Genomic DNA, 21816 nt, shown 5'->3' with positions numbered 1-21816 from the left:
TGTATTCTTTAGCAATATAAATGAAGGGCGGGTTAATATCCCCAGAAAAATTACGCAGAATTAAAGAAAATTGTTTGATCTAAACTGTTAAAAGTTTGCCAAACAGCGTTTCCAGATAATGTTCGGCAGCCGGAAAAGGGTCACCCCCTTCATCCACCAGAACCGCACGCACCTGCACATCAAAATCGGCGTAATGTTGGGTCAGAGACCAGATCGAGAACAGTAAATGATACGGGTTTGACTGGGCGATCTCTCCGGCGTCCATCCATCCGGCAATCACCGCGGCTTTCTCGTCAGTCAGCTTTTTCAACTCGCCTTTGATCGCGTCCATCATGCGCGGCGCGCCCTGCAATATTTCGTTGGCAAACAGGCGGCTTTCGCGAGGCATAACGCGGCTCATCTCCAGCTTGCGACGGACATAAGCCAGGATTTCTGATCTAGGATCGCCCGTCGGGTCCAGATCGCGCAGTGGGTCTAGCCACGTGTCCATCAAACAGGACAACAGTTCCACATGGATCGCTTCTTTGGATGGGAAATAATACAGCAGATTGGGTTTGGATAACCCCGCCGCCTTGGCGATCTGGTCCAGAGTTGATCCCCTAAATCCAAACTGTGAAAACACATCCAGCGCGGCATCCAGAATTGCGATCCGATTCTTTTTCTGTATGCGTGTGCGCGTTTGCGATTGGGCCATTCCCTATCCTTTTGGGTAAAATACTGTCCGCTTGAACCTGTAGTTTAGCTTGCGTGGGGCAAACTGCCACCTAAATTGCAGGACCGCAGGATTTTTCTTCGGTTTAGGCGTAAATGGGCTCTAAACTGGCAGACGAATTCCTTGACTGAAAGTGCGGCTCTGTTAGCGTGTTCCTGACCAATTGGTCAAACAATCTGCGCTGCCGCCACCACCACCCATAAGGAAGCTGCCATGGCTTATGATACTCCGAAGGTTCCCAACGATCTGTCCGCATTCTGGATGCCGTTTACCGCCAACCGCCAATTCAAGAAAAACCCGCGGATGTTCGTGTCTGCTGATGGGATGTATTACAAAACCGCCGACGGGCGCGATGTGCTGGATGGCACCGCTGGTTTGTGGTGCTGTAACGCGGGCCACAACCGTCCGCTGATCACCGAGGCGATTGCCAAACAAGCCAGCGAGCTGGATTACGCGCCGGCCTTTCAGATGGGCCACCCAAAAGCGTTTGAATTGGCGTCCGCGCTGCGCGATATGGCGCCGGAGCCGTTTGAACATGTGTTTTTCACCAACTCCGGTTCTGAATCGGTTGAAACCGCGCTGAAAATCGCGCTGGCCTATCACCGTGTGCGCAGCGAGGGCACCCGCACCCGTCTGATTGGCCGCGAGCGTGGCTATCACGGGGTGAATTTTGGTGGCATTTCAGTGGGTGGCATTGTCAATAACCGCAAGTTCTTTGGATCACTTCTGACCGGTGTTGACCATCTGCCCCACACCCATTTGCCCGATCAAAACGCCTATACCCGTGGGCAGCCTGAACATGGCGCCTATCTGGCCGAAGATCTGGAGCGCATCGTGGCGCTGCATGGTGGCGAGAATATTGCCGCGGTGATTGTCGAGCCGATGGCGGGGTCGACCGGCGTGTTGATGCCGCCCAAAGGTTATCTGGAACAACTGCGCAGCATTTGCACCAAACACGGTATCCTGCTGATTTTTGACGAGGTAATCACAGGTTTCGGGCGTTTGGGCAGCACTTTTGCCGCCGACCATTTCGGGGTGATGCCCGACCTGATTACCACCGCCAAGGGGCTGACCAACGGGGTCATTCCGATGGGGGCGGTTCTGGCGACCTCGGCCATTCATGATGCGTTCATGTCGGGGCCGGAAGAGGCGATCGAGCTGTTCCACGGCTACACCTATTCCGGCAATCCGATTGCCTCTGCTGCCGGTTTGGCGACGCTGCAAACCTACCGCGAGGACGGGTTGTTTGAAAACGCTGCCAGCTTGGCCAGCTATTGGGAGGACGCGCTGCATTCGCTCAAAGGTCTGCCGCATGTGATCGACATTCGCAACATGGGGCTGATCGGCGCGATTGAGCTGTCAGGCATCGAAGGTGCCCCAACCAAACGCGCGTTTGATGCGTTTTTGCAGTGCTACGAAAAAGGTCTGCTGATCCGCACCACCGGTGACATCATCGCGCTCTCGCCACCTTTGATGATCAACAAAGCCCAAATAGACGAGCTGTTCGGCATTCTGGGCGGCGTTCTGAAGGGGCTGAAATGACCCGCGCACAGGCCACCGCAACGCAAATGATCGATGATGCGCGGGTGCGTATCACGCAGTTTGATTTTGTGGCGGGGGCCGAAACTGGTTGGCATACCCATGCGATGGATTACGTGATCACCGCGATCACCGATTGCCAGATGGTGCTGGAAGACCCGAACGGCGAGGCACACCATGTGCATGTGCCTGCTGGCACAGCCTACCGGCGCGATGTCGGGGTGGAACATAACGTTATAAATGGCGGCGAGGGGCCGATGTCTTTCGTCGAAGTTGAACTAAAATAGGGGAGAATGAAAATGGCTGCACCAGGTGAGAATCTGAAAATCAATGGCGAACGTCTGTGGGAAACCCTGATGGAGATGGCCAAGATCGGGCCAGGTGTGGCCGGTGGCAACAACCGCCAGACCGTGACCGACGAGGATGGCGAGGGCCGCGAATTGTTCAAGAACTGGTGCGAGGCGGCGGGCTGCAGCATGGGGCTGGACCAGATGGGCAACATGTTTGCACGGCGTGAGGGCACGGACCCTGAGGCGCTGCCGGTTTACGTTGGCAGCCACCTTGATACGCAGCCAACGGGCGGCAAATATGACGGGGTTCTGGGGGTTCTTGGCGGGCTGGAAATTCTGCGCACTTTGAATGACTTGGGCATCAAAACCAAACACCCGATTGTGGTCACCAACTGGACCAACGAGGAAGGCACCCGCTTTGCCCCCGCCATGCTGGCCTCGGGCGTGTTCGCCGGAATGCACACGCAGGATTGGGCTTACGGGATCGAGGATGCCGAGGGCAAGAAATTCGGTGACGAGCTGGCGCGGATTGGCTGGCGCGGTGACGAAGAAGTCGGCGCGCGCAAGATGCATGCGTTCTTTGAGCTGCACATCGAACAAGGGCCAATTCTGGAGTCTGAAGGCAAGGACATCGGCGTTGTCACCCACGGTCAGGGCCTTAGCTGGACCCAAGTGACCATCACCGGCAAGGACAGCCACACCGGATCAACCCCGATGCCAATGCGCAAAGATGCGGGGCTGGGGCTGGCGCATGTGCTGGAACTGGTGAACCAGATCGCGCTATCCCACGCGCCCGATGCGGTCGGGGCGGCGGGGCATATTGATGTCTATCCAAACTCGCGCAACGTGATCCCCGGGCGTGTGGTGTTCACCGTCGATTTCCGCTCGCCTGATCTGGCGACCATCGAGGATATGGAAGCGCGGCTGGCGGTCGGCGCCCAAAAGATTTGCGATGAAATGGGGCTGGGGATCGAATTTGAAAAGGTCGGCGGATTTGATCCGGTGACGTTCGATGAGGGCTGTGTCACGGCCGTGCGCAATGCCGCCGAGCGGCTGGGATATTCGCATCGCGATCTGATTTCCGGCGCGGGGCATGACGCCTGCTGGGTCAACCGCGTCGCGCCCACGGCAATGGTGATGTGCCCGTGCGTCGATGGGTTGTCGCACAACGAGGCCGAGGAGATTTCCAAGGAATGGGCCACAGCGGGCGCTGATGTGTTGATGCACGCGGTGGTGGAAACGGCGGAGATCGTGGAGTGAAATTAGTCGGCATCATATTGTTGGCAGTTGCTGCATATTTTGTTGTTGAGAAACTAACGAAGACTGAAAAATGGACGGGCGTATTATATCCAAGCCGGAATAATTTGCGCGTCCATGAATTTGTGGGCGAATTTGATACTCTAGAAAAGTGCCAATATTACACAATTGGTATTGTTGATCGCCTTGATAATCCGAACGAAGCCGATTGGGAGTGCGGGCTGAATTGCAAACCTTTTAATGGTGACCTTGAAACGCTTGTTTGTGAGAAAACAGAGAGATGAGGCAGACCTTCTGTGCAAGAAAGAGAGTGCTTATTAGCTTGAAACTCCTCCCCCTCATAACCGCGCTGACCCTCAGCGCCCTGACAGCGCAAGCTGCCCCCGATCCCGGTGCGGATTGGGATTGGCAGCTGTCGGAAAACATCTCGCCTCCACGAGGTATTCAGGTGTTCGATACCGACCCCGACAATGTGACCCGTGAGCAGATCATGGCGCTGAATGCGGCGGGGGTTTATACCATTTGCTATGTCTCGGTCGGCACGCTGGAAAATTACCGCAAGGACGTGAATATGTTTTATGACCGGAACATATTTTACAACCCTGTAGTGGGCAAACGGTATGAGGATTGGCCGGATGAATATTTCCTCGACATCCGCAACCCCAATTTGAAACATGTCATGGCAAAGCGGTTTTTGGACTGTGCCCTAAAGGGGTTCAAGGCGGTCGAGCCGGACAACATGGATGTTTATGAAAACGACAGCGGCTTTGACATTAGCCGTGATGACACGCTGCGCTATATCAGGGAACTGGTGAAGGCCGCCCATGATGTTAATCTGGAAATCGGCCAGAAAAACGTGCCTGAACTGACGCCTGATCTGGTCGGGATGATGGATTTTGTCATCACCGAAAGCTGTTATCAGGACGGCTGGTGCGACGAGGTTCTACCCTACATTAAAGCTGGAAAACCGGTGTTTGATGCGGAGTATACCGACAGACCGATAAACTTTAACAAAGCTTGCAAAGCGGCGGAAACTATGGGGATTTCGATGATTTTGAAGGATCGTGATCTAACCTCAAGCCGACGTGTTTGCAAATGATAAGGGAGAGATAGAATGAGCAAAGTGATCAAGGGCGGCACCGTAGTAACCGCCGATCTGACCTATAAGGCGGATGTGAAAATCGAGGGTGGCAAGATTGTCGAGATCGGCCCGAACCTGAAGGGCGACGAGGTGCTGGACGCCACGGGATGTTACATCATGCCCGGCGGGATTGATCCGCACACCCATCTGGAAATGCCGTTTATGGGCACGTATTCCAGTGATGATTTTGAATCCGGCACCCGTGCGGGTCTGGCCGGTGGCACCACGATGGTGGTGGATTTCGCCCTGCCCAATCCGGGCGAAAGCCTGCTGGATGCGCTGAAACGCTGGGACAATAAATCGACCCGCGCCAACTGCGATTATTCCTTTCACATGGCGGTGACATGGTGGGGCGAGCAGGTGTTTGACGACATGAAAGAGGTCGTTGGCCGCGGCATCAACACCTTCAAGCATTTCCTTGCCTATAAGGGCGCGTTGATGGTGAATGATGATGAGCTATACGCCAGTTTCAAGCGTTGTGCCGAGCTGGGCGCGACCCCGTTGGTGCATGCCGAAAATGGTGATGTGGTGGCGGAACTGACCGCACAATTGCTGGCTGACGGTAACACCGGCCCCGAGGCGCATGCCTATTCAAGGCCGACCCAAGTCGAGGGTGAAGCCACCAACCGTGCCATTATGATTGCCGATATGGCGGGCGCACCTTTGTATGTGGTGCATACGTCGTGTGAGGAAAGCCACGAGGCTATTCGCCGCGCCCGTATGCAGGGCAAACGGGTCTGGGGCGAGCCGTTGATCCAGCATTTGACACTGGACGAGTCCGAGTATTTCAACAAGGATTGGGACCACGCGGCGCGCCGTGTGATGTCGCCGCCGTTTCGCAACAAAAAGCATCAGGACAGCCTGTGGGCGGGGCTGCAAAGTGGCTCGCTGAGTGTGGTTGCCACGGACCATTGTGCCTTTACCACCGAGCAGAAACGCTCGGGCATTGGCGATTTTTCCAAGATACCGAATGGCACCGGCGGGTTAGAGGACCGGATGCCGATGCTCTGGACCCACGGGGTGGCGACGGGGCGTTTGACGATGAATGAGTTCGTCGCGGTTACTTCAACAAACATCGCCAAGATATTGAATTGCTACCCGAAAAAGGGCGCGGTGCTTGTCGGTGCAGATGCTGATCTGGTGGTTTGGGACCCTGAGAAGGAGAAGACCATTACCGCTGACAGCCAGCAATCCTCGATTGATTACAATGTGTTTGAAGGCAAGCAGGTCAAGGGCCTGCCACGCTATACCCTGACCCGTGGTCAGGTTGCGGTGATGGATGGCGAGATCAAGACGCAGGAAGGCCATGGCGAGTTTGTGGCGCGGGATGCCAATGGCACCGTGAACACGGCGCTGAGCCAGTGGAAAGAACTGACCGCGCCACGGCCTGTGGAACGGACCGGTATTCCGGCTAGTGGGGTTTAGATACGTGAGCCAAGAAGTTGTAATCAAAGCCGAAAACCTTGATCTGATTTTCCCTACCAATGACGGGGATGTGCAGGCGCTCAAGGACATCAATCTTGATATCCACAAAGGGGAGTTTGTCAGTTTCATCGGCCCGTCGGGCTGTGGCAAGACCACGTTTCTGCGCACCATCGCGGCGTTGGAAACGCCCACGAGTGGGTCGGTCTGCGTGAACGGAATGACGGCGGACGAGGCCCGCAAAAACCGCGCCTATGGCTATGTTTTTCAGGCGGCGGGTTTGTATCCGTGGCGCACCATTCGCGGGAACATCAAACTGCCGTTAGAGATCATGGGCTACTCGAAGGAAGAGCAGGAAAAGCACGTCAATCACGTTCTGGAACTGGTTGATCTTAAAGGGTTCGGCAAGAAATTTCCTTGGCAGTTATCCGGTGGGATGCAACAACGCGCCAGCATTGCGCGGGCGTTGGCGTTTGATGCCGATATCCTGCTGATGGACGAGCCGTTCGGGGCGCTGGATGAAATCGTACGTGACCATCTGAACGAACAGTTGTTGCAGTTGTGGGACCGCACCAACAAGACGATTGCGTTCGTGACACACTCGATCCCCGAGGCGGTTTATCTGTCGACGAAAATCGTGGTGATGAGCCCGCGCCCGGGAAGAATTACCGATGTGATCGAGAGCACTTTGCCGCGGGAAAGACCGCTGGATATTCGTGACAGTCAGGAGTTTCAGGACATTGCGCATCGGGTGCGCGAGGGTCTGCGAGCGGGGCATGCGTATGATGATTGAGGGCGCGAAACCGGCGTATGGAAAGCCTATGGAAAACGTATGGGTTTTATACATACGGATGTTTGGGGGCAATGATGCGTAATCTGTTCCCAATCCTGACAGTCGTCGCCGCGATCATGGTGATCTGGTATGCGGCGTCCGTGGGCATGAATAAAAAATGGACCTATGATCAGGCCGGACGTGCGGGTGAGGAAGTGTCGTTCACCGAGATGGTGGCCGACACTTGGGCACAGGAACGCCCCGTGCTGCCCGCCCCGCATCAGGTGGTGGCCGAGCTGTATCGCTCCACGGTTCAGAAAAAGATCACGTCAAAACGCAGCTTGGTGTTTCACGGCTGGATCACATTGTCGGCGACTTTGCTGGGGTTCATCTTTGGCACCGGCATGGGCATTCTGCTGGCCGTGGGCATCGTGCATAACCGCGCGATGGACATGGGGGTGATGCCGTGGGCGATTGCATCCCAAACCGTACCGATCCTCGCGATTGCGCCGATGATCGTGGTGGTGATGTCGACAGTTGGGGCAACCGATTTTCTGGGCAAGGATACCGCCACGGCGCTGTTTGGCTACCAACCGGCCTTTATGAAAGGCATCCTGCCAAAAGCGGTGATCGCGGCGTATTTGTCATTTTTCCCCGTGGTGGTGGGTATGGTCAAAGGGCTGCGGTCGCCCGACCACATGCAACTGGACCTGTTGAAAACCTACAACGCCAGCAAGTCGCGCACCTTTTGGGCGCTGCGACTGCCATCTTCGGCCCCATACCTGTTTACCTCGCTGAAAATCGGCATGGCAGCGGCATTGGTCGGGGCGATCGTTTCGGAACTGTCGGCGGTGCCGTTGCGCGGATTGGGCGCGCGGATGCTGACAGGCAGTTATTACGGCCAGACCATCCAGATTTGGGCAGCGCTGTTTGCAGCGGCGACATTGGCGGCAACATTGGTGGCGATGATCAGCTGGATCGAACGCCGTAGCCTGAAGAAAATGGGGATGGCACAATGAGCTGGATTATTGGTGTCTTTGTTTTCTGGGTTGTGGCCTATTTTCTGAATGTCTATCTGGCCAATTCGGCGTGGCACAGAACGCGTATCATCAAGTTGGCGGTGCCCGCGATTTTCGGTATCACCCTGCTGGTGGTCTGGGAAGGGTTGGTGCGGGGTTTACAGGTGCCTAGCGTTATCTTGCCGCCGCCCAGCATGATCGGGGCGCGGATTATGGAGAGTTTGCCCATTCTTTGGGGCGATCTGGTGCAGACGTTCGTCAAGGGCGCGCTGACCGGATATATCATCGGCTGCGGGGCAGCGGTGTTGACCGCCATTCTGATTGACCGTTCGCCATTCCTGCAACGCGGCCTGCTGCCGGTGGGCAATTTCATCGCCGCATTGCCGATCATCGGCACCGCGCCGATTTTGGTGATGTGGTTCGGGTTTGACTGGCAATCAAAGGCCGCCGTCGTGGTGGTGATGGTGTTTTTCCCGATGCTAGTGAACACCGTGCAGGGGCTGGCTGCGACCGACAATATGCAGCGCGACCTGATGCGCACCTATGCGGGCGGCTATTGGAACACGCTGTTCAAACTGCGCTTGCCTGCCGCCATGCCTGCGATATTCAACGGTTTGAAAATTGCCACCACGCTGGCGCTGATCGGCGCGATTGTGGCGGAGTTTTTCGGATCACCAACGGTGGGTATGGGCTTTCGAATATCGGTCGAAGTGGGCCGGTTGGGGCTGGATATGGTCTGGGCCGAAATCACCGTGGCAGCACTCGCCGGATCGGCGTTTTATGGCGCGGTTGCAATGATCGAAAAGGGGGTCACCTTTTGGCACCCTTCACAAAGGGGTTGAATAACAATATCAACGCTTAATAAACCTAGGGAGAATACTAATGAATAAACTACTTACAACGGCGCTGGCCGGAGCACTGACATTTGCCGCAGGTCTGGCACAGGCGGCAGATGATATGACGCTGCAATTGAAATGGGTCACGCAGGCACAGTTTGCGGGCTACTATGTGGCGCTGGAAAACGGATACTACAGCGATGAGGACCTGAACGTGACGATCAATGCCGGTGGCCCCGATGTGGCGCCTGCACAGGTTATCGCCGGTGGCGGTGCTGATGTGGTGATCGACTGGATGCCGTCGGCACTGGCGGCGCGTGAAGGTGGTCTGCCATTGGTTAACATCGCGCAGCCGTTCAAATCGTCCGGTATGATGCTGACCTGCCGCAAAGACACAGGCATCACCAGTCCTGCCGATTTTGCGGGCAAAACCTTGGGCGTTTGGTTCTATGGCAATGAATATCCATTCCTGAGCTGGATGGGTAAACTGGGTCTAAGCACCGAGGGTGGTGACGGCGTCACGGTTCTGAAACAGGGCTTTAACGTTGATCCGATCCTGCAAGGCCAAGCCGCGTGTGTGTCGACCATGACCTATAACGAATACTGGCAGATCATTGACGCCGGTATTGGTGCGGACGATCTGGTGACTTTCAAATATGAAGACCAAGGCGTCGCGACGCTTGAGGATGGTCTGTATGTTCTGGAAGACAAGCTGTCTGATCCGGCCGAAGTCGATAAGCTGGCACGGTTCGTGCGCGCGTCGATGAAGGGGTGGAAGTGGGCCGAGGAAAACCCGACCGAAGCCGCGATGATCGTTCTGGAAGCGGACGAGACCGGTGCGCAGACCGAAAAGCACCAGATCCGGATGATGGGCGAGATTGCCAAGCTGACGGCTGGCTCCAACGGGGCGCTGGATGTGGCGGATTACGAGCGCACGGTTGCAACCCTGATGGGTGGCGGTTCGGACCCTGTGATTTCCAAAATGCCGGAAGGCGCCTGGACATCGGTGGTGACGGATATCGCACTGAAGTAAGCTGCGCGACATTGTAAGCAAGATTTGCGGCGGGGCCTATAACGGGCCTCGCCGCAACTGTTTTTGGGACTATTTACCCGTGGGGGGATTGTTCCCACGACCGCCGCCAGATGGGTTTCCGGTTGTGCTTGGGCCGTTTGCTGGTGCGTTGCTCATAATGTATCCTTCTCTAGTATCCGTGGCTTGTTCCACCTTGGGTGGATGGTGTTTCATGTTGCCCGTTCAATACGAGGGCGGCGCATATGTTGGAAACATACTGTTGAATGACCTTGTTTCACAAAGCCAGAACGGTTGCGCCGTTGCGCTGTGCGGTGGCGCCTGTGCCCAGTTTGAAACGGGCAAGGCCCGCCGCATTGACGGTGTCGATCTGGCCAAGGTCGATTTGGCGTAGGCCTTGGGCGGTGAAATCGTCAAATGCCCGCCAAAGGGCAAGACGACCCGCCGACAGTTTGCGCCCCGCCGGTGTGGTGTGGGCGATGTGGTAGGTGGCGGTGTTACCGTGGCGGATGAACAGGGCGGTGGCGATGGTGCAGCCTGATATGCTAACGGTGATCAGGCGCAGGGCGCCGGGGTTTATCTGGTGCCATTTCAGGGTGAACGCGGCGGGCAGGGCGCGGTAGGATTTAGTGCCTTGTTGTTTTTGGTCGGTTTCCAGTAACGCGGTTAGGGCCCTAGCCGAGCAGGCGATGTGACGGGCCCGCAAGCCGCTGGCTTGTGCCTTTTTCAGGCTGTTGCGCCATTTTCCGTGCAGGGTTTTCATTGCAACGGGCAGGGTGAGCTGTGCGTTGGTGGTGGGGGTCATCATCGGGATCAGGCGCAGGGCGGGATCGGGGGCTGTAAACAGTTGGGCGCGTGGGTGCGGCATTGGTGATGTGCGCCGGATCAGCGCCAAGGCGCGGGCGTGGTCGCAAGGGGCGAGCCACAACGGGCCGCGGGTGGCAAGCGAAGTGTTGAGCACACCCAAAAATCGCCGGCAAATGGATTGGCACAGCGCGACGGGGTCGCCATTTTGAGTGATCACGGCGCGATGCACCCGCCCGCCAAGGGCGACGTGGGCTGCGCCGTAGTCCCAGCGTTGCTGCATCGGCGCACGGGCCCGATTGGATAAATATTCCCATCCGGCCTGGCCGCACTGATCCCATAGAATTTCCATCCCCCTGTTAACGCATTGAAAACCTAATTCGTGGTTAATGGCAGCATGGAGGCTATTGAAGGTTATGAAGAATATGAAACAGTCAGTTATGGGCGTGGTCGCTACATCGGCAAAACCGGATTTACGCGGGTTTGTTGCATTAGGGATTATTTTCGGCGCACCCGTTGTCGGGGTGTTGTTCGGGATTGAGGCGGTGATCCACTGGGCCTTTCAGATGATGTAAAACCCCGCCGCAAGCTGGAATGGCTGCGAGCGGCGGGAAACAGTGGTTATGGGGCCAGATTAAGGACAGGGCCCCGTGTGGTATGTCCCGTCGCCATTTGAATAGGCGCATTGCTGGGTTGCGTTATTGCGTGCAACCATTGTGCCAGCAGCGGCCCCCGCGAGGACGGCAATAACTGTCCAGTTGCGGTTGGCATTCAGGGCATTTGCAGTAATCAACCCCGCGCCAGCCCCGACAAGGCCGCCAACAACGGCCTGTTCATTCGTGGTCATTTGGCAGCCAGACAGGCCCAGTGCACCGGCACAGGCGATAGCAATTATATTTCTATACATCACATTCTCCTTATGTTTACGGGCGTCAAACACGTCCCGTATCGTATCTGCAATTATACTGCGTTTAGGGAATGGGCGCGTTGATGCACCGCAAACAAGAGATTCTATGCCTGCGGCGCGGATATTTGGGGAACGAAAATGGGGAGGGGCTAGGCTTTGTTCATCCGGTTTTCGATTAACTCGTCTACCACAGAAGGGTCTGCCAATGTCGAGGTATCCCCCAATGCGCCGTAGTCGTTCTCGGCGATTTTGCGCAAAATACGGCGCATGATTTTGCCGGAACGGGTTTTTGGCAAGCCCGGCGACCACTGGATCAGGTCGGGTTTGGCAATCGGACCGATTTCTGTGCGCACCCATTTTTCCAGCTCTTTTTTCAGATCATCCGTCGGGGTAACCCCGTTCATCAAAGTGACGTAAGCATAGATGCCCTGACCCTTGATGTCGTGCGGGTAGCCAACCACGGCGGCCTCGGCCACTTGCGGGTGGGCGACAAGGGCGGATTCAACTTCGGCTGTGCCCATGCGGTGGCCGGATACATTGATCACATCATCAACGCGCCCTGTGATCCAGTAATAGCCGTCCTCATCACGCCGACAGCCGTCGCCCGAGAAAAAGTAGCCTTTGTAATCGGCGAAATAGGTTAGCTCGAACCGTTTGTGATCGCCATAAATGGTGCGCATCTGGCCGGGCCAGCTGTCAGCAATGGCCAACACACCTTCGCCAACCACATCGGGGATTTCTTCGCCCGATTGCGCGTCCAGCAGCACCGGTTTGACGCCGAAGAACGGCAGGGTGGCCGATCCTGGTTTGGTCGGGGTTGCACCGGGCAGCGGGGTGAGCATATGGCCGCCGGTTTCGGTTTGCCACCATGTGTCAACGATGGGCAGCTTACCCTTGCCGATCACATCGTTATACCAGTTCCATGCTTCGGGGTTGATTGGTTCGCCCACTGTGCCGAGCAATTTCAGCGACGACAGATCGCAGGATGTGACCGGATCATCGCCATAGGCCATCAGCGCGCGGATCGCGGTGGGGGCGGTGTAGAACTGGTTGACCTTGTGTTTTTCGCAAACCTGCCAGAAGCGCGAGGCGTCGGGGTAGGTTGGCACGCCTTCAAACATCAGCGTGGTCGCCCCATTGGCCAGCGGGCCGTAGATGATATAGCTGTGGCCGGTGACCCAGCCCACATCGGCGGTGCACCAGAACACATCGCCATCGTGGTAATCGAACGTGTATTGGTGGGTCATCGCCGCATAGACCAGATAGCCGCCCGAGCAGTGCTGCACGCCCTTTGGTTTGCCGGTGGAACCAGATGTGTAGAGGATAAACAGCGGGTCTTCGGCCCCCATTTCGCGCGGCGGGCAATCGGGGCTGGCGGTTTCCATCAGGGCCAGCACGTCAACGTCGCGATCCTGTATCCATGTGGTTTGGCCGCCGGTGTGTTTGACCACCAGACAGCGCACCTTGTCCGAGCAGTGCAGCAGGGCTGCGTCAGCGTTAGATTTTAGCGCGGTGACGCGGCCGCCACGGGGGGCCTCATCCGCGGTGATCAGAACGCGGGCTTGGCAGTCGTTGATGCGGTTGGCCAGCGCGTCGGCGGAAAATCCTGCAAAAACAATGGAATGGATCGCGCCGATACGCGCACAAGCCAGCATGGCATAGGCTGCTTCGGGGATCATCGGCATATAGATGACCACCCGTTCGCCGCGCATCACGCCTTGGGACAACAGCACGTTGGCCATGCGGTTCACCTTGTCGTGCAACTGGTTGTAGGTGATGTGCTGGGCAGGGGTGTTCGGGTCGTCCGGCTCGAATATAATCGCAGCTTGGTTGCCGCGGGTTTCAAGGTGGCGGTCGATACAGTTGACGGCGACATTCAGGGTGCCGTCCTCAAACCATTTGATATCAACCTCGCCCAGTTTGAAGTTGGTATTCTTTACTTTGGTATAGGGTTTGATCCAGTCAATCCGCTTGCCTTCCTCGCCCCAGAACGCATCGGGGTTTTGCATCGAGGCTTGATACATTGCGTCGTATTTGGCTGTATCCGCATGGGCGTTTGCGGCGAATTCGGCTGAGGGGGGATATGTTTTGTCGGTCATTTTAAGTCTCCGAATGGCGCGGTAATTACGATTATATTGCCAGATATTCTGCGCGAAGTTCTTCGTTTTCCAGCACTTCGCTGGCCAGCCCGTCAAATACGACGTGGCCAGTATCAAGGATCACGGCGCGGTCGGCAAGGGCCAGCGCGCGCTTGGCGTTTTGCTCGACGATCACAGTGGTGATGCCCTGCTCCTTAATCAGGTTCAGGGTCTTTTCGATCTCGTCAACGATCACGGGGGCTAGACCCTCGTAAGGCTCGTCCAGCAACAGAACTTTGATGTCGCGGGCCAAGGCGCGGGCAATGGCCAGCATTTGTTGCTCGCCACCTGACAGGGTGACGCCCTCTTGTTTGCGGCGCTCTTTCAGGCGGGGGAACAGTTCATACAGGCGTTCCAGCGACCAGCCGACAGGCTCGACGATTTGTGCCAGTTGCAGGTTTTCCTCGACCGTTAGCCCTGCGATGATGCGCCGGTCTTCGGGCACCAGCGACACGCCGGCCTGAGCGGCCTGATAGGCTTTCATGTCGTGCAGCGGTTGGTGGTCCAGCCAGACCTCGCCAAAGGTCAGTTGCGGGTCATCCAACCGCGCAATGGCGCGCAGGGTCGAGGTTTTGCCAGCGCCGTTGCGGCCCAGCAAGGCAAGGATTTCACCCTCGTGGACGTTGAAGGACACGCCTTGCACAATGTAGCTTTCGCCGTAGTAGGCGTGCAGATCCCAGACCGAAAAATAGGCGGGGGCGGAGGCGGTTTTTGCGGCTTGGTTCATGTTCTATTCCTGCGCTGCTTCGCCAAGGTAGGCTTCTTTTACCTTGGGGTGGCCTTTGATGTTGTCTGGTGTGTCCTCGACCAGCGGGGCGCCTTGGGCCAGCACGGTGATGCGTTCGGCCAGTGAAAACACCACATGCATGTCATGTTCGATGATCACCATCGTGATGTCGCGGCTATCGCGGATGTGTTTTAGCAGATCAATGGTGTTGTTGGTGTCGGCCCGTGCCATGCCCGCTGTGGGTTCATCCAGCAGTAGTAATTTGGGCTGTTGCACGAGACACATCGCCATTTCCAGACGCCGTTTGTCACCGCGTGACAGGGCGGCCGCGTGCATGTCGCGTTTTTCCAGCATGTTGACGTCGGTCAGGATGTGTTCGGCCTCGTTGATGATATCGCCTTCTTGTTCGACGGTTTCAAAGGCGTGGACGCGGAACGCCCCGTCGCGCCGTGCAAAACAGGGGATCATCACATTTTCCAGCACTGTCAGGTCGCCAAAAATCTCGGGCGTTTGAAACACGCGGGAAATGCCCATCTGGTTGATCTCGTGGGGTTTGCGCCCCAGCACTGATTGTCCGTCAAACATCACCGATCCGGTGTCAGGGATCAGTTTGCCGACCAGCACGTTCAGCAGGGTGGATTTACCCGCCCCGTTGGGGCCGATGATGGCGTGCACAGTGTTTTCTTCGATCGACAGGTTCACATCGTCAAGCGCTTGCAGCCCGCCGAACCGTTTGTTGATATTTTTGACTTCAAGGATACCCATTATCGTTTCTCCTTACTCGGCCACATGCGGGTTGTGCTTGGGGTGGTGTTTGGCATCGTCCCCGTCGCTTTTAGGTTTGCGACTGAATTTGGCGGCAATGCGTTTACCGCCCTCAACCAGCCCGCCGGGAAGGAAGGTGACGACCAGCATAAACATCAGGCCCAGCGTCAGCGCCCAGCCTTCGCCGGTAAAGCGCGAGAAGAACCAGACGACACCATCCTGCATACTGTCGGGCAGGAACGAAAACCAGCTGTGCAGCACATTGTCGTTGATCTTGGAAAAGATGTTTTCCAGGTATTTGATCGCGCCCGCGCCCAGCACAGGGCCCAGCAAGGTGCCAGCCCCGCCAAGGATGGTCATGATCACCACCTCGCCGCCGACAGTCCATTGCATCCGTTCGGCACCGGCCAGCGGGTCCATTGCGGCCAGCAGACCACCGGCCAGACCGGCATACATGCCCGAAATCACAAAGGCAGCCAATGTGTAGGGGCGGGGGTTCAGGCCGGTATAAGACATGCGTTGCTGGTTGGATTTCACCGCCCGCAGCATCATACCGAATGGTGAGCGGAATATCCGCATAGAAATATAGAACGCGATGATCGCAATCACGGCACAGAAATAAAAGCCGACGTTGAAGGTAAAGACGTGGCCTAATACCTCCCATTTATATGAAGCGCTGAGTTCCAGCCCGAACAGGTTGGGATAGCGCGCCGATGTCGCGCTATCCAGGATACGCGGATCACTCGGGCGCACTTGCAGACCGGTTTCGCCGTTGGTCAGCGGGGTCAGCACCGAATAGGCCAGACGATAGCTCATTTCGGCCATCGCAAGGGTCAGGATCGAGAAATAGATGCCCGAGCGGCGTAAGGAAATCCAGCCGATCAGTAAGGAAAAGATACCGGACAAGATTACCGCAAGGATGACGGCTGGCAGCACGTTCAGGGTCAGTAGTTTGAACATCCAAACGGCGGCATATGATCCGACCCCCAAAAAGGCCGCGTGGCCAAACGACAGGTATCCGGTTAGGCCGAACAGAATGTTAAAGCCCATCGCAAAGATGCCAAAGATCGCCACCTTGGCCATCAGGTCGGGATAGCCGCCGTTGAACTGCGCCAGCGGGCTGCTTTCGGCAAAGGGTTGCATCAGGAACGGGGTGAAGGCGGTCAGCGCAATCACGATCAAAAGGAACGAGGTGTCGCGTTTGTTTAGTCCGAGCATGGTCTATTCCTCCATCACGCCGCGTTTGCCCATCAATCCGCGCGGGCGGACCAGCAGGATGACGATGGCGGTCAGGTAAATGATGATTTGGTCGATTCCAGGCAGGAATTGTTTGATCTCGTTCATTGAGGCGAAACTTTCGAGGATGCCCAGCAGGAACCCCGCCAGCACAGCACCAGGCAAGGAGCCCATGCCGCCGACAACCACCACAACGAAGGACAGCACAAGGAAATCCATGCCCATGTGGTAGTTTGGCGAGTTGATCGGCGCATACATCACACCGGCCACACCGGCCACAGAGGCGGCAACGCCGAACATGATAGTAAAGCGTTTGTCGATGTTGATCCCGAGCAAGCCGACGGTTTCACGATCGGCCATACCGGCGCGCACGACCATGCCGAAGGTGGTGAAGCGCAGGAAGGCAAAGACCGCGCTGATGATCGCCAGTGAGAAGGCGAAATAGATGATCCGCCAGTAGGGGTAGATAATGGCGTTGGCCTTGTATCCCAGCAGAACGCCGAAATCATAGGAGCCGCGAAAGGCTTCGGGGGCACCGGTGGGGATCGGGTTGGCGCCGTAAAACTGTTTGACGATTTCCTGCAAAACGATGGCCAGACCAAAGGTTACAAGGATCTGGTCGGCGTGGGGGCGTTTGTAGAAATGCTTGATCAGCCCGCGTTCCATGATGAAACCAACCGCAATCATAATGGGGATCGAGAACAGGATGGCCAGCGGCACCGACCAGTCAATGAGTGCCGCGCCCATTTCGGGGCCGAACCATGTTTCCACGTATGGGGTTCTAATCTTGGCTGGATTGCCCAGAAAATCGGTCTTGGTCGGGTCCAGCACGATGCTGGAAATATTCAGAATTTTTTGCAATGTGACCGCGCAGAATGCGCCGATCATGAATAGGGCACCGTGGGCGAAGTTGACCACGCCAAGGGTGCCAAAAATCAGGGTCAGGCCAAGGGCGATCAGCGCGTATGCACTGCCTTTGTCCAGTCCGTTCAGAATTTGAAGTAATATCTGGTCCATCGTCCCCGCCCGATGTTAATTCATGGTCCGGCCGCGCGGAATGTGCGCGACCGGAGTGTTTTTGAGTGGTGGCTTTGAGATTAAGCGCCCGGGTTACATTTGCCCAGTTCGCCGCCGGCAAACATCTCGTGATCAGGTGCATATTCGACCTGCGCACGCGGTGTGACTTCGACAACTTCCAGAAGGTCGAACTCGTTTTCAGGGTTCTCTTTACCCTTCACAACCAGCACGTCTTTGAAGCATTGGTGGTCGGCAGCACGATAGTGCGTTGGACCATTGCCCAGACCGTCAAAGTCAAAGCCTTCTAGGGCTTCGGCAACACCACAGGGGTTGTGAGTGCAACCGCGCTGAAAGGCATCAGCATACAGCAGGTTCTGACAATATACGGTGTGTGCCGCCTGCGAGGGTGGGAAGCCGTATTTGGTGCCAAACGATTTAACGAACGCTTTGGAGCCTTCGTCCTGCAGCGACCAGTGCCAGTTGGTGGAGCCAAAGATGCCCTTAACGTTTTCGCCAGCACCTTTCGCCATCAGGCGAGAGTAAAGCGGCACAACAATTTCGAAGTTTTTGCCATTCACTTCTTTGGCGCGCAGACCGAACTGCACGGCAGCCGTCAGCGAGTTGACCATGTTGCCGCCGTAGTGGTTCAGCACCAGAACATCGGCACCAGAGTTCAGAACCGGAGCGACGTAGGACGAGAAATCAGTCGTTGCCAGCGGTGTCAGAACATTGTTGACGGTTTCCCAGCCGATTGCCTCGGTTGCAGCCGCAATCGACGCCTGTTGGGTCCAGCCCCAAGTGTAGTCAGCCGTCAAATGGTAGGCTTTACGATCATCGCCATACATTTTTTTCAGAACAGGTGCCAGAGCAGCGGCGGACATGTAACCGTTAAAGAAGTGACGGAAACCGTTGGCTTTTTTGTCTTTACCGGTGGTGTCGTTGGAGTGGGTTAGCCCTGCCATAAAGATCACGCCAGCTTCTTGGCACAGACCTTGAACAGCGATTGCAACGCCCGAGGACGAGCCGCCAGTGATCATCACGGCGCCGTCTTTTTCGATCATCGATTTGGCCGATGCGCGGGCTGCGTCTGATTTGGTTTGTGTATCGCCGGTGACGAATTCAACCTTGTTGCCAAGGATACCGGTGCCGTCCAGCGCTTTGGAGCTAAACGTGCTCATCATGCCGCCATCGCCGCCACCGTTCAGGTGCTCGACTGCCAGCTGATAGGCGCGCAGTTCGTCCGCGCCCTCATCCGCGTAGGGGCCGGATTGTGGCACGTTAAAGCCAAGGGTGACAACGCCATTGCTGGGCGCGTTGGTGTAACCGCCGTGGGCTGCTGCCCAGACGTTGCCGGTGAACAGGGTTGGCATCGCCAGACCTGCACCTGCCACGGCACCTGATTTGAGCAGGCCGCGACGTGTGAGTTTAGAGTTGGACATTTAGTTCCTCCCGTTTCGAGGGTTAGCCCCCCGCGTTATCGGCTGTGCCTCCTCAGCACAGCCATGACCTTTTACAAGGATGCTGTATCATCGGCGATGATCCGTTAAATTCGCAACAACTACCTTGAAAGGATGGGTAATATTGTAAATAATTACACAAATCTGATATTGGATTTGTAAATATTTTTTCAACCCTATGGGTGAACCCCTTGAGAAAACGAGGAAATACCGATGCCACGCCTAGCCCTGACAGGAAGCAGGATTCGCGCAAAACGGCTGGAAAGCGGTTTGAAACAGGTGGAACTGGCGCAATCTGTGGGGATATCGCCCGCCTACCTAAACCTGATCGAGCATAACCGGCGCAGAATCGGCGGTAAATTACTGCTGGATCTGGCGCATGAATTGCAGGTTGATGCGGTGGTTTTGTCGGAAGGGGCCGAGGCCGCGCTGATTGCAAGTCTGGCGGATGCTGCCCGTCAGGAAGGCGCTGGAGAAGTGGCGCGGCTGGACGAGTTTGCCGGACGGTTCCCCGGCTGGGCTAATGTACTTGCGGCACAGCATGACCGGATCAACCGGTTGGAACATACTGTGGCCACACTGGCCGACCGTATGACGCATGATCCATATTTGTCGACCTCTTTGCACGAAGTATTGTCAACTGCTGCGTCAATCCGGTCTACCGCGTCCATTCTGGCAGGTGGGGATGCGATTGAGCCTGAATGGCAAATGCGGTTCCAGCGCAATTTGCTGGAGGATGCCAAGCGGCTGGCGGAGGGGGCGGGGGCGCTGGTGTCGTACCTTGACGGGGCCGAGGATAGTGACGCGGTGATCCGCACGCCGGTTGAGGAACTGGAGGAGTTTTTAGCCGCGCGGCAGTATCATCTGACCGAGATCGAGGCGGGTGGTGATATCAAGGCCGATGGTGTGGTGGCCGATTATATCGGGCGCTATCGGGCTGACGCTGAACGATTGCCGCTGGCGGAGTTTCAGGTGGCCATTGCGCGCGGGTTGGACCCTGTGCAACTGGCGGCCGAATTCGGGGTCGGGTTGGCGGTGGTGTTGCGGCGGATTGCCTGTATGCCATTGGCTGCAGGGCATCAGCCGGTTGGGTTGGTCAGCTGCGACGGGTCCGGCACATTGACGTTTCGCAAAGCTGTTGACGGTTTTGCGGTGCCGCGGTTCGGGGCAGCCTGCCCATTGTGGCCGCTGTATCAGGCACTGTTGCGCCCTCAGGTGCCGATACGGATGATGGTCGAGGTGGCGGGGCGCGATGCACCACGGTTTTTGATCTATGCCATTGCCGAGCTGCGTCAGCCTGCGGGTTTCGACGGGGTGCAAGTTGTCGAGGCTGTGATGCTGATTGTGCCCGAGAGCGGTGCCGCAATGGCGGGTGAGGCTGGGCTGCCGATTGGCACCAGTTGCCGGATATGCCCGCGCGATATGTGCGCGGCGCGGCGCGAGGCGTCTATCTTAGCTTCAGGGGAAGGGGTGTGAAAATGAAGCCCTGCGGGCTGCTTTATATCTCGCGCTGGTCGCGCTCGGGATTTGCCTGCGGCGCGGAATTGTAGCCGTCTCGGAAACGATCTGGGGGATCGTTTCAGGCGAAAACGGGCGAAGCCCACGGAACGAAAATAGAGGGGTAGAATAAAAGATGCAGAGTAGAATGGTCAGGGCAATATTACTGGTTCTTATTGCGGGTGCGCTTGGCGGGCTGAGCAGTGGCATATTGGTGTGGGGGCTGGGGGCGCTGGGTGTCACGCCTGCGCTGGGCTTTCATATGGTGCCTGAATTCAGTCTGGGCTGGATTTCGCGGCGCGTCGCTGCCAGTGCGATTTGGGGTTTGGTGTTTTTGATCCCTATTTACCGGAACGCGCCAGTTATGAAAGGTGTGGTTCTGGGATTATTGCCGTGGCTGTCCAGCATATTCTATGTGCTTCCCTACGTTAAGGGCGCCGGATTTTTAGGGTTGGATCTGGGGTATGGCACGCCATTGTGGACCTTGTTCTTTGGTTGCTTTTGGGGCGTGACGGGCACGCTATTTTTAGCGTGGGTTATGCGCAAGGGTTAGGGCGTAGACCTATAAATGGAAATATGATTCACTGTATGAAACAGGGAGGGTTTCATGTCAGGACCATTTTGGTTAACGGAAGAACAATTCAACAAAATCAGCCCGTTACTGCCGAACAAGGTGCGTGGTGTGCCGCGAGTGGATGATAGAAAAGTGCTGTCCGGCATCATGTTTTGCCTGCAACGCGGCTATCGATGGAGCGATGTTCCCGCCGAATACGGGCCGGCCAAGACCCTTTACAATCGTTACAAACGTTGGTCCGAGGCAGGTGTTTTCGAGCGGATATTCGAAACTCTGGCACAGGAAAACGCCGATTTTCGAACCCTGATGATTGACGCAACCCACGTCAAAACCCACCGGATTGCGGCCAATGGTGTGAAAAAAACACCGGCGACGGGCGGGCTATCGGGCACACCAAAGGTGGGCTGAACAGCAAGCTGCATCTGGTGTGCGATGGTGCTGGCCGGCCGGTTCGCATTACTGTTTCCGGCGGAAATGAAGCCGATATATCGCATGCAAAACAATGCCTTGAGCCAATTGTTCGCAAAGGCTCAATTGTCATCGCCGATCGTGGATATGATGCTGATCATCTGCGAGATTGGTTGCGCAAATGCAGGGCCAAGGTCTGCATTCCGCCACGCAAGAACCGCAAAATACAGTATCGGTATTGCAAAACTCTCTACAAAACCCGCAACCT

The 21816-nt window shown here is 56.5% G+C and carries 23 protein-coding genes and 1 pseudogene; 15 read left to right on the top strand and 9 right to left on the bottom strand.

The features are described 5' to 3' along the window. Nucleotides 1–79: 79 nt before the first annotated feature. Nucleotides 80–694 carry a TetR family transcriptional regulator C-terminal domain-containing protein gene (locus tag ACWB12_RS05170; RefSeq protein WP_479529002.1) on the bottom strand — a complete coding sequence of 205 codons (615 nt, stop codon included), beginning with the start codon at nucleotides 692–694 and terminating at the stop codon, nucleotides 80–82. A 231-nt stretch (nucleotides 695–925) separates the two neighbouring features. Here ACWB12_RS05170 and aptA point away from each other — a divergent pair, with 231 nt between their 5' ends. The 10 genes from aptA (at nucleotide 926) to ACWB12_RS05120 (ending at nucleotide 10021) form a co-directional block, all read left to right on the top strand. Then, nucleotides 926–2254, top strand: a complete 1329-nt coding sequence (gene aptA, locus ACWB12_RS05165; RefSeq protein ID WP_479529001.1) for an omega-aminotransferase AptA — start codon at nucleotides 926–928, stop codon at nucleotides 2252–2254. Beyond that, entirely contained in the window at nucleotides 2251–2538 is a 288-nt protein-coding gene (locus ACWB12_RS05160) for a cupin domain-containing protein (protein WP_479529000.1), read from the top strand. Before aptA ends, ACWB12_RS05160 begins: the two co-directional genes overlap by 4 nt. 12 nt (nucleotides 2539–2550) lie before the next feature. Then, complete coding sequence (locus ACWB12_RS05155) at nucleotides 2551–3801, top strand: Zn-dependent hydrolase (RefSeq protein WP_479528999.1); 1251 nt, start codon at nucleotides 2551–2553, stop codon at nucleotides 3799–3801. Continuing rightward, entirely contained in the window at nucleotides 3798–4082 is a 285-nt protein-coding gene (locus ACWB12_RS05150; protein ID WP_479528998.1) for a hypothetical protein, read from the top strand. Before ACWB12_RS05155 ends, ACWB12_RS05150 begins: the two co-directional genes overlap by 4 nt. 38 nt (nucleotides 4083–4120) lie before the next feature. Continuing rightward, nucleotides 4121–4897: an endo alpha-1,4 polygalactosaminidase gene (locus tag ACWB12_RS05145; RefSeq protein ID WP_479528997.1), complete on the top strand. Its 777-nt coding sequence runs from the start codon at nucleotides 4121–4123 to the stop codon at nucleotides 4895–4897. Nucleotides 4898–4912: 15 nt separating this feature from the next. After that, nucleotides 4913–6364 carry a dihydropyrimidinase gene (gene hydA / locus ACWB12_RS05140; RefSeq protein ID WP_479528996.1) on the top strand — a complete coding sequence of 484 codons (1452 nt, stop codon included), beginning with the start codon at nucleotides 4913–4915 and terminating at the stop codon, nucleotides 6362–6364. A gap of 4 nt (nucleotides 6365–6368) precedes the next feature. Then, nucleotides 6369–7154: an ABC transporter ATP-binding protein gene (locus tag ACWB12_RS05135; RefSeq protein ID WP_479528995.1), complete on the top strand. Its 786-nt coding sequence runs from the start codon at nucleotides 6369–6371 to the stop codon at nucleotides 7152–7154. A 74-nt stretch (nucleotides 7155–7228) separates the two neighbouring features. Next, complete coding sequence (locus ACWB12_RS05130) at nucleotides 7229–8152, top strand: ABC transporter permease (protein WP_479528994.1); 924 nt, start codon at nucleotides 7229–7231, stop codon at nucleotides 8150–8152. Continuing rightward, complete coding sequence (locus ACWB12_RS05125; protein WP_479528993.1) at nucleotides 8149–8994, top strand: ABC transporter permease; 846 nt, start codon at nucleotides 8149–8151, stop codon at nucleotides 8992–8994. The genes ACWB12_RS05130 and ACWB12_RS05125 overlap by 4 nt, the downstream gene beginning before the upstream one ends. Before the next feature lie 40 nt (nucleotides 8995–9034). Further along, on the top strand, nucleotides 9035–10021 hold the full coding sequence (locus ACWB12_RS05120; RefSeq protein WP_479528992.1) for an ABC transporter substrate-binding protein: 987 nt from the start codon (nucleotides 9035–9037) through the stop codon (nucleotides 10019–10021). A 274-nt stretch (nucleotides 10022–10295) separates the two neighbouring features. On the opposite strand, the gene ACWB12_RS05115 is transcribed toward ACWB12_RS05120, so the two are convergent. Continuing rightward, complete coding sequence (locus ACWB12_RS05115) at nucleotides 10296–11174, bottom strand: GNAT family N-acetyltransferase (protein ID WP_479528991.1); 879 nt, start codon at nucleotides 11172–11174, stop codon at nucleotides 10296–10298. Nucleotides 11175–11247: 73 nt separating this feature from the next. Between ACWB12_RS05115 and ACWB12_RS05110 the strand changes: the two genes are divergently transcribed. After that, entirely contained in the window at nucleotides 11248–11397 is a 150-nt protein-coding gene (locus ACWB12_RS05110) for a hypothetical protein (RefSeq protein WP_479528990.1), read from the top strand. A gap of 59 nt (nucleotides 11398–11456) precedes the next feature. Here ACWB12_RS05110 and ACWB12_RS05105 read toward each other — a convergent pair whose 3' ends face one another. The 7 genes and pseudogenes from ACWB12_RS05105 to ACWB12_RS05075 form a co-directional block, all read right to left on the bottom strand. After that, nucleotides 11457–11729: a glucose-6-phosphate isomerase gene (locus ACWB12_RS05105; protein WP_479528989.1), complete on the bottom strand. Its 273-nt coding sequence runs from the start codon at nucleotides 11727–11729 to the stop codon at nucleotides 11457–11459. Between the two features lie 149 nt (nucleotides 11730–11878). Then, nucleotides 11879–13828 (bottom strand): acetate--CoA ligase, encoded by a 1950-nt coding sequence (gene acs, locus ACWB12_RS05100; RefSeq protein WP_479528988.1) that lies wholly within the window; start codon nucleotides 13826–13828, stop codon nucleotides 11879–11881. Nucleotides 13829–13859: 31 nt separating this feature from the next. Continuing rightward, nucleotides 13860–14594 (bottom strand): ABC transporter ATP-binding protein, encoded by a 735-nt coding sequence (locus ACWB12_RS05095; RefSeq protein WP_479528987.1) that lies wholly within the window; start codon nucleotides 14592–14594, stop codon nucleotides 13860–13862. A 3-nt stretch (nucleotides 14595–14597) separates the two neighbouring features. After that, a pseudogene (locus tag ACWB12_RS05090) lies at nucleotides 14598–15257 on the bottom strand (ABC transporter ATP-binding protein); the annotation flags it as partial. Nucleotides 15258–15371: 114 nt separating this feature from the next. Beyond that, a complete protein-coding gene (locus ACWB12_RS05085) occupies nucleotides 15372–16577 on the bottom strand; it encodes a branched-chain amino acid ABC transporter permease (RefSeq protein WP_479528986.1) in 1206 nt (401 codons plus the stop codon). A 3-nt stretch (nucleotides 16578–16580) separates the two neighbouring features. Further along, nucleotides 16581–17612, bottom strand: a complete 1032-nt coding sequence (locus ACWB12_RS05080; protein WP_479528985.1) for a branched-chain amino acid ABC transporter permease — start codon at nucleotides 17610–17612, stop codon at nucleotides 16581–16583. 80 nt (nucleotides 17613–17692) lie between these two features. Next, entirely contained in the window at nucleotides 17693–19051 is a 1359-nt protein-coding gene (locus tag ACWB12_RS05075) for a substrate-binding protein (protein WP_479528984.1), read from the bottom strand. A 231-nt stretch (nucleotides 19052–19282) separates the two neighbouring features. On the opposite strand from ACWB12_RS05075, the gene ACWB12_RS05070 reads away from it, so the two are divergent. The 4 genes from ACWB12_RS05070 to ACWB12_RS05055 form a co-directional block, all read left to right on the top strand. Next, nucleotides 19283–20545, top strand: a complete 1263-nt coding sequence (locus ACWB12_RS05070; protein WP_479528983.1) for a short-chain fatty acyl-CoA regulator family protein — start codon at nucleotides 19283–19285, stop codon at nucleotides 20543–20545. Between the two features lie 157 nt (nucleotides 20546–20702). Further along, a complete protein-coding gene (locus ACWB12_RS05065) occupies nucleotides 20703–21119 on the top strand; it encodes a hypothetical protein (protein ID WP_479528982.1) in 417 nt (138 codons plus the stop codon). A 54-nt stretch (nucleotides 21120–21173) separates the two neighbouring features. Then, nucleotides 21174–21548, top strand: a complete 375-nt coding sequence (locus ACWB12_RS05060) for an IS5 family transposase (RefSeq protein WP_479528981.1) — start codon at nucleotides 21174–21176, stop codon at nucleotides 21546–21548. 17 nt (nucleotides 21549–21565) lie between these two features. Then, nucleotides 21566–21816, top strand: a 251-nt coding sequence (locus ACWB12_RS05055) for a transposase (protein ID WP_479528980.1), incomplete at its 3' end; no start/stop codon positions are given.

It is taken from the genome of Profundibacter sp. (assembly GCF_056498605.1).
Note: the sequence above shows the minus strand (reverse complement) of the source record. Positions and strands in the feature narration are given on the sequence as shown.

Coding starts and splice junctions, on each gene's coding strand:
- ACWB12_RS05170 (WP_479529002.1), bottom strand. CDS start 694: ATGGCCCAATCGCAAACGCGCACACGCATACAGAAAAAGAATCGGATC.
- aptA (WP_479529001.1), top strand. CDS start 926: ATGGCTTATGATACTCCGAAGGTTCCCAACGATCTGTCCGCATTCTGG.
- ACWB12_RS05160 (WP_479529000.1), top strand. CDS start 2,251: ATGACCCGCGCACAGGCCACCGCAACGCAAATGATCGATGATGCGCGG.
- ACWB12_RS05155 (WP_479528999.1), top strand. CDS start 2,551: ATGGCTGCACCAGGTGAGAATCTGAAAATCAATGGCGAACGTCTGTGG.
- hydA (WP_479528996.1), top strand. CDS start 4,913: ATGAGCAAAGTGATCAAGGGCGGCACCGTAGTAACCGCCGATCTGACC.
- ACWB12_RS05130 (WP_479528994.1), top strand. CDS start 7,229: ATGCGTAATCTGTTCCCAATCCTGACAGTCGTCGCCGCGATCATGGTG.
- ACWB12_RS05125 (WP_479528993.1), top strand. CDS start 8,149: ATGAGCTGGATTATTGGTGTCTTTGTTTTCTGGGTTGTGGCCTATTTT.
- ACWB12_RS05120 (WP_479528992.1), top strand. CDS start 9,035: ATGAATAAACTACTTACAACGGCGCTGGCCGGAGCACTGACATTTGCC.
- ACWB12_RS05115 (WP_479528991.1), bottom strand. CDS start 11,174: ATGGAAATTCTATGGGATCAGTGCGGCCAGGCCGGATGGGAATATTTA.
- ACWB12_RS05110 (WP_479528990.1), top strand. CDS start 11,248: ATGAAACAGTCAGTTATGGGCGTGGTCGCTACATCGGCAAAACCGGAT.
- ACWB12_RS05105 (WP_479528989.1), bottom strand. CDS start 11,729: ATGTATAGAAATATAATTGCTATCGCCTGTGCCGGTGCACTGGGCCTG.
- acs (WP_479528988.1), bottom strand. CDS start 13,828: ATGACCGACAAAACATATCCCCCCTCAGCCGAATTCGCCGCAAACGCC.
- ACWB12_RS05095 (WP_479528987.1), bottom strand. CDS start 14,594: ATGAACCAAGCCGCAAAAACCGCCTCCGCCCCCGCCTATTTTTCGGTC.
- ACWB12_RS05085 (WP_479528986.1), bottom strand. CDS start 16,577: ATGCTCGGACTAAACAAACGCGACACCTCGTTCCTTTTGATCGTGATT.
- ACWB12_RS05080 (WP_479528985.1), bottom strand. CDS start 17,612: ATGGACCAGATATTACTTCAAATTCTGAACGGACTGGACAAAGGCAGT.
- ACWB12_RS05075 (WP_479528984.1), bottom strand. CDS start 19,051: ATGTCCAACTCTAAACTCACACGTCGCGGCCTGCTCAAATCAGGTGCC.
- ACWB12_RS05070 (WP_479528983.1), top strand. CDS start 19,283: ATGCCACGCCTAGCCCTGACAGGAAGCAGGATTCGCGCAAAACGGCTG.
- ACWB12_RS05065 (WP_479528982.1), top strand. CDS start 20,703: ATGCAGAGTAGAATGGTCAGGGCAATATTACTGGTTCTTATTGCGGGT.
- ACWB12_RS05060 (WP_479528981.1), top strand. CDS start 21,174: ATGTCAGGACCATTTTGGTTAACGGAAGAACAATTCAACAAAATCAGC.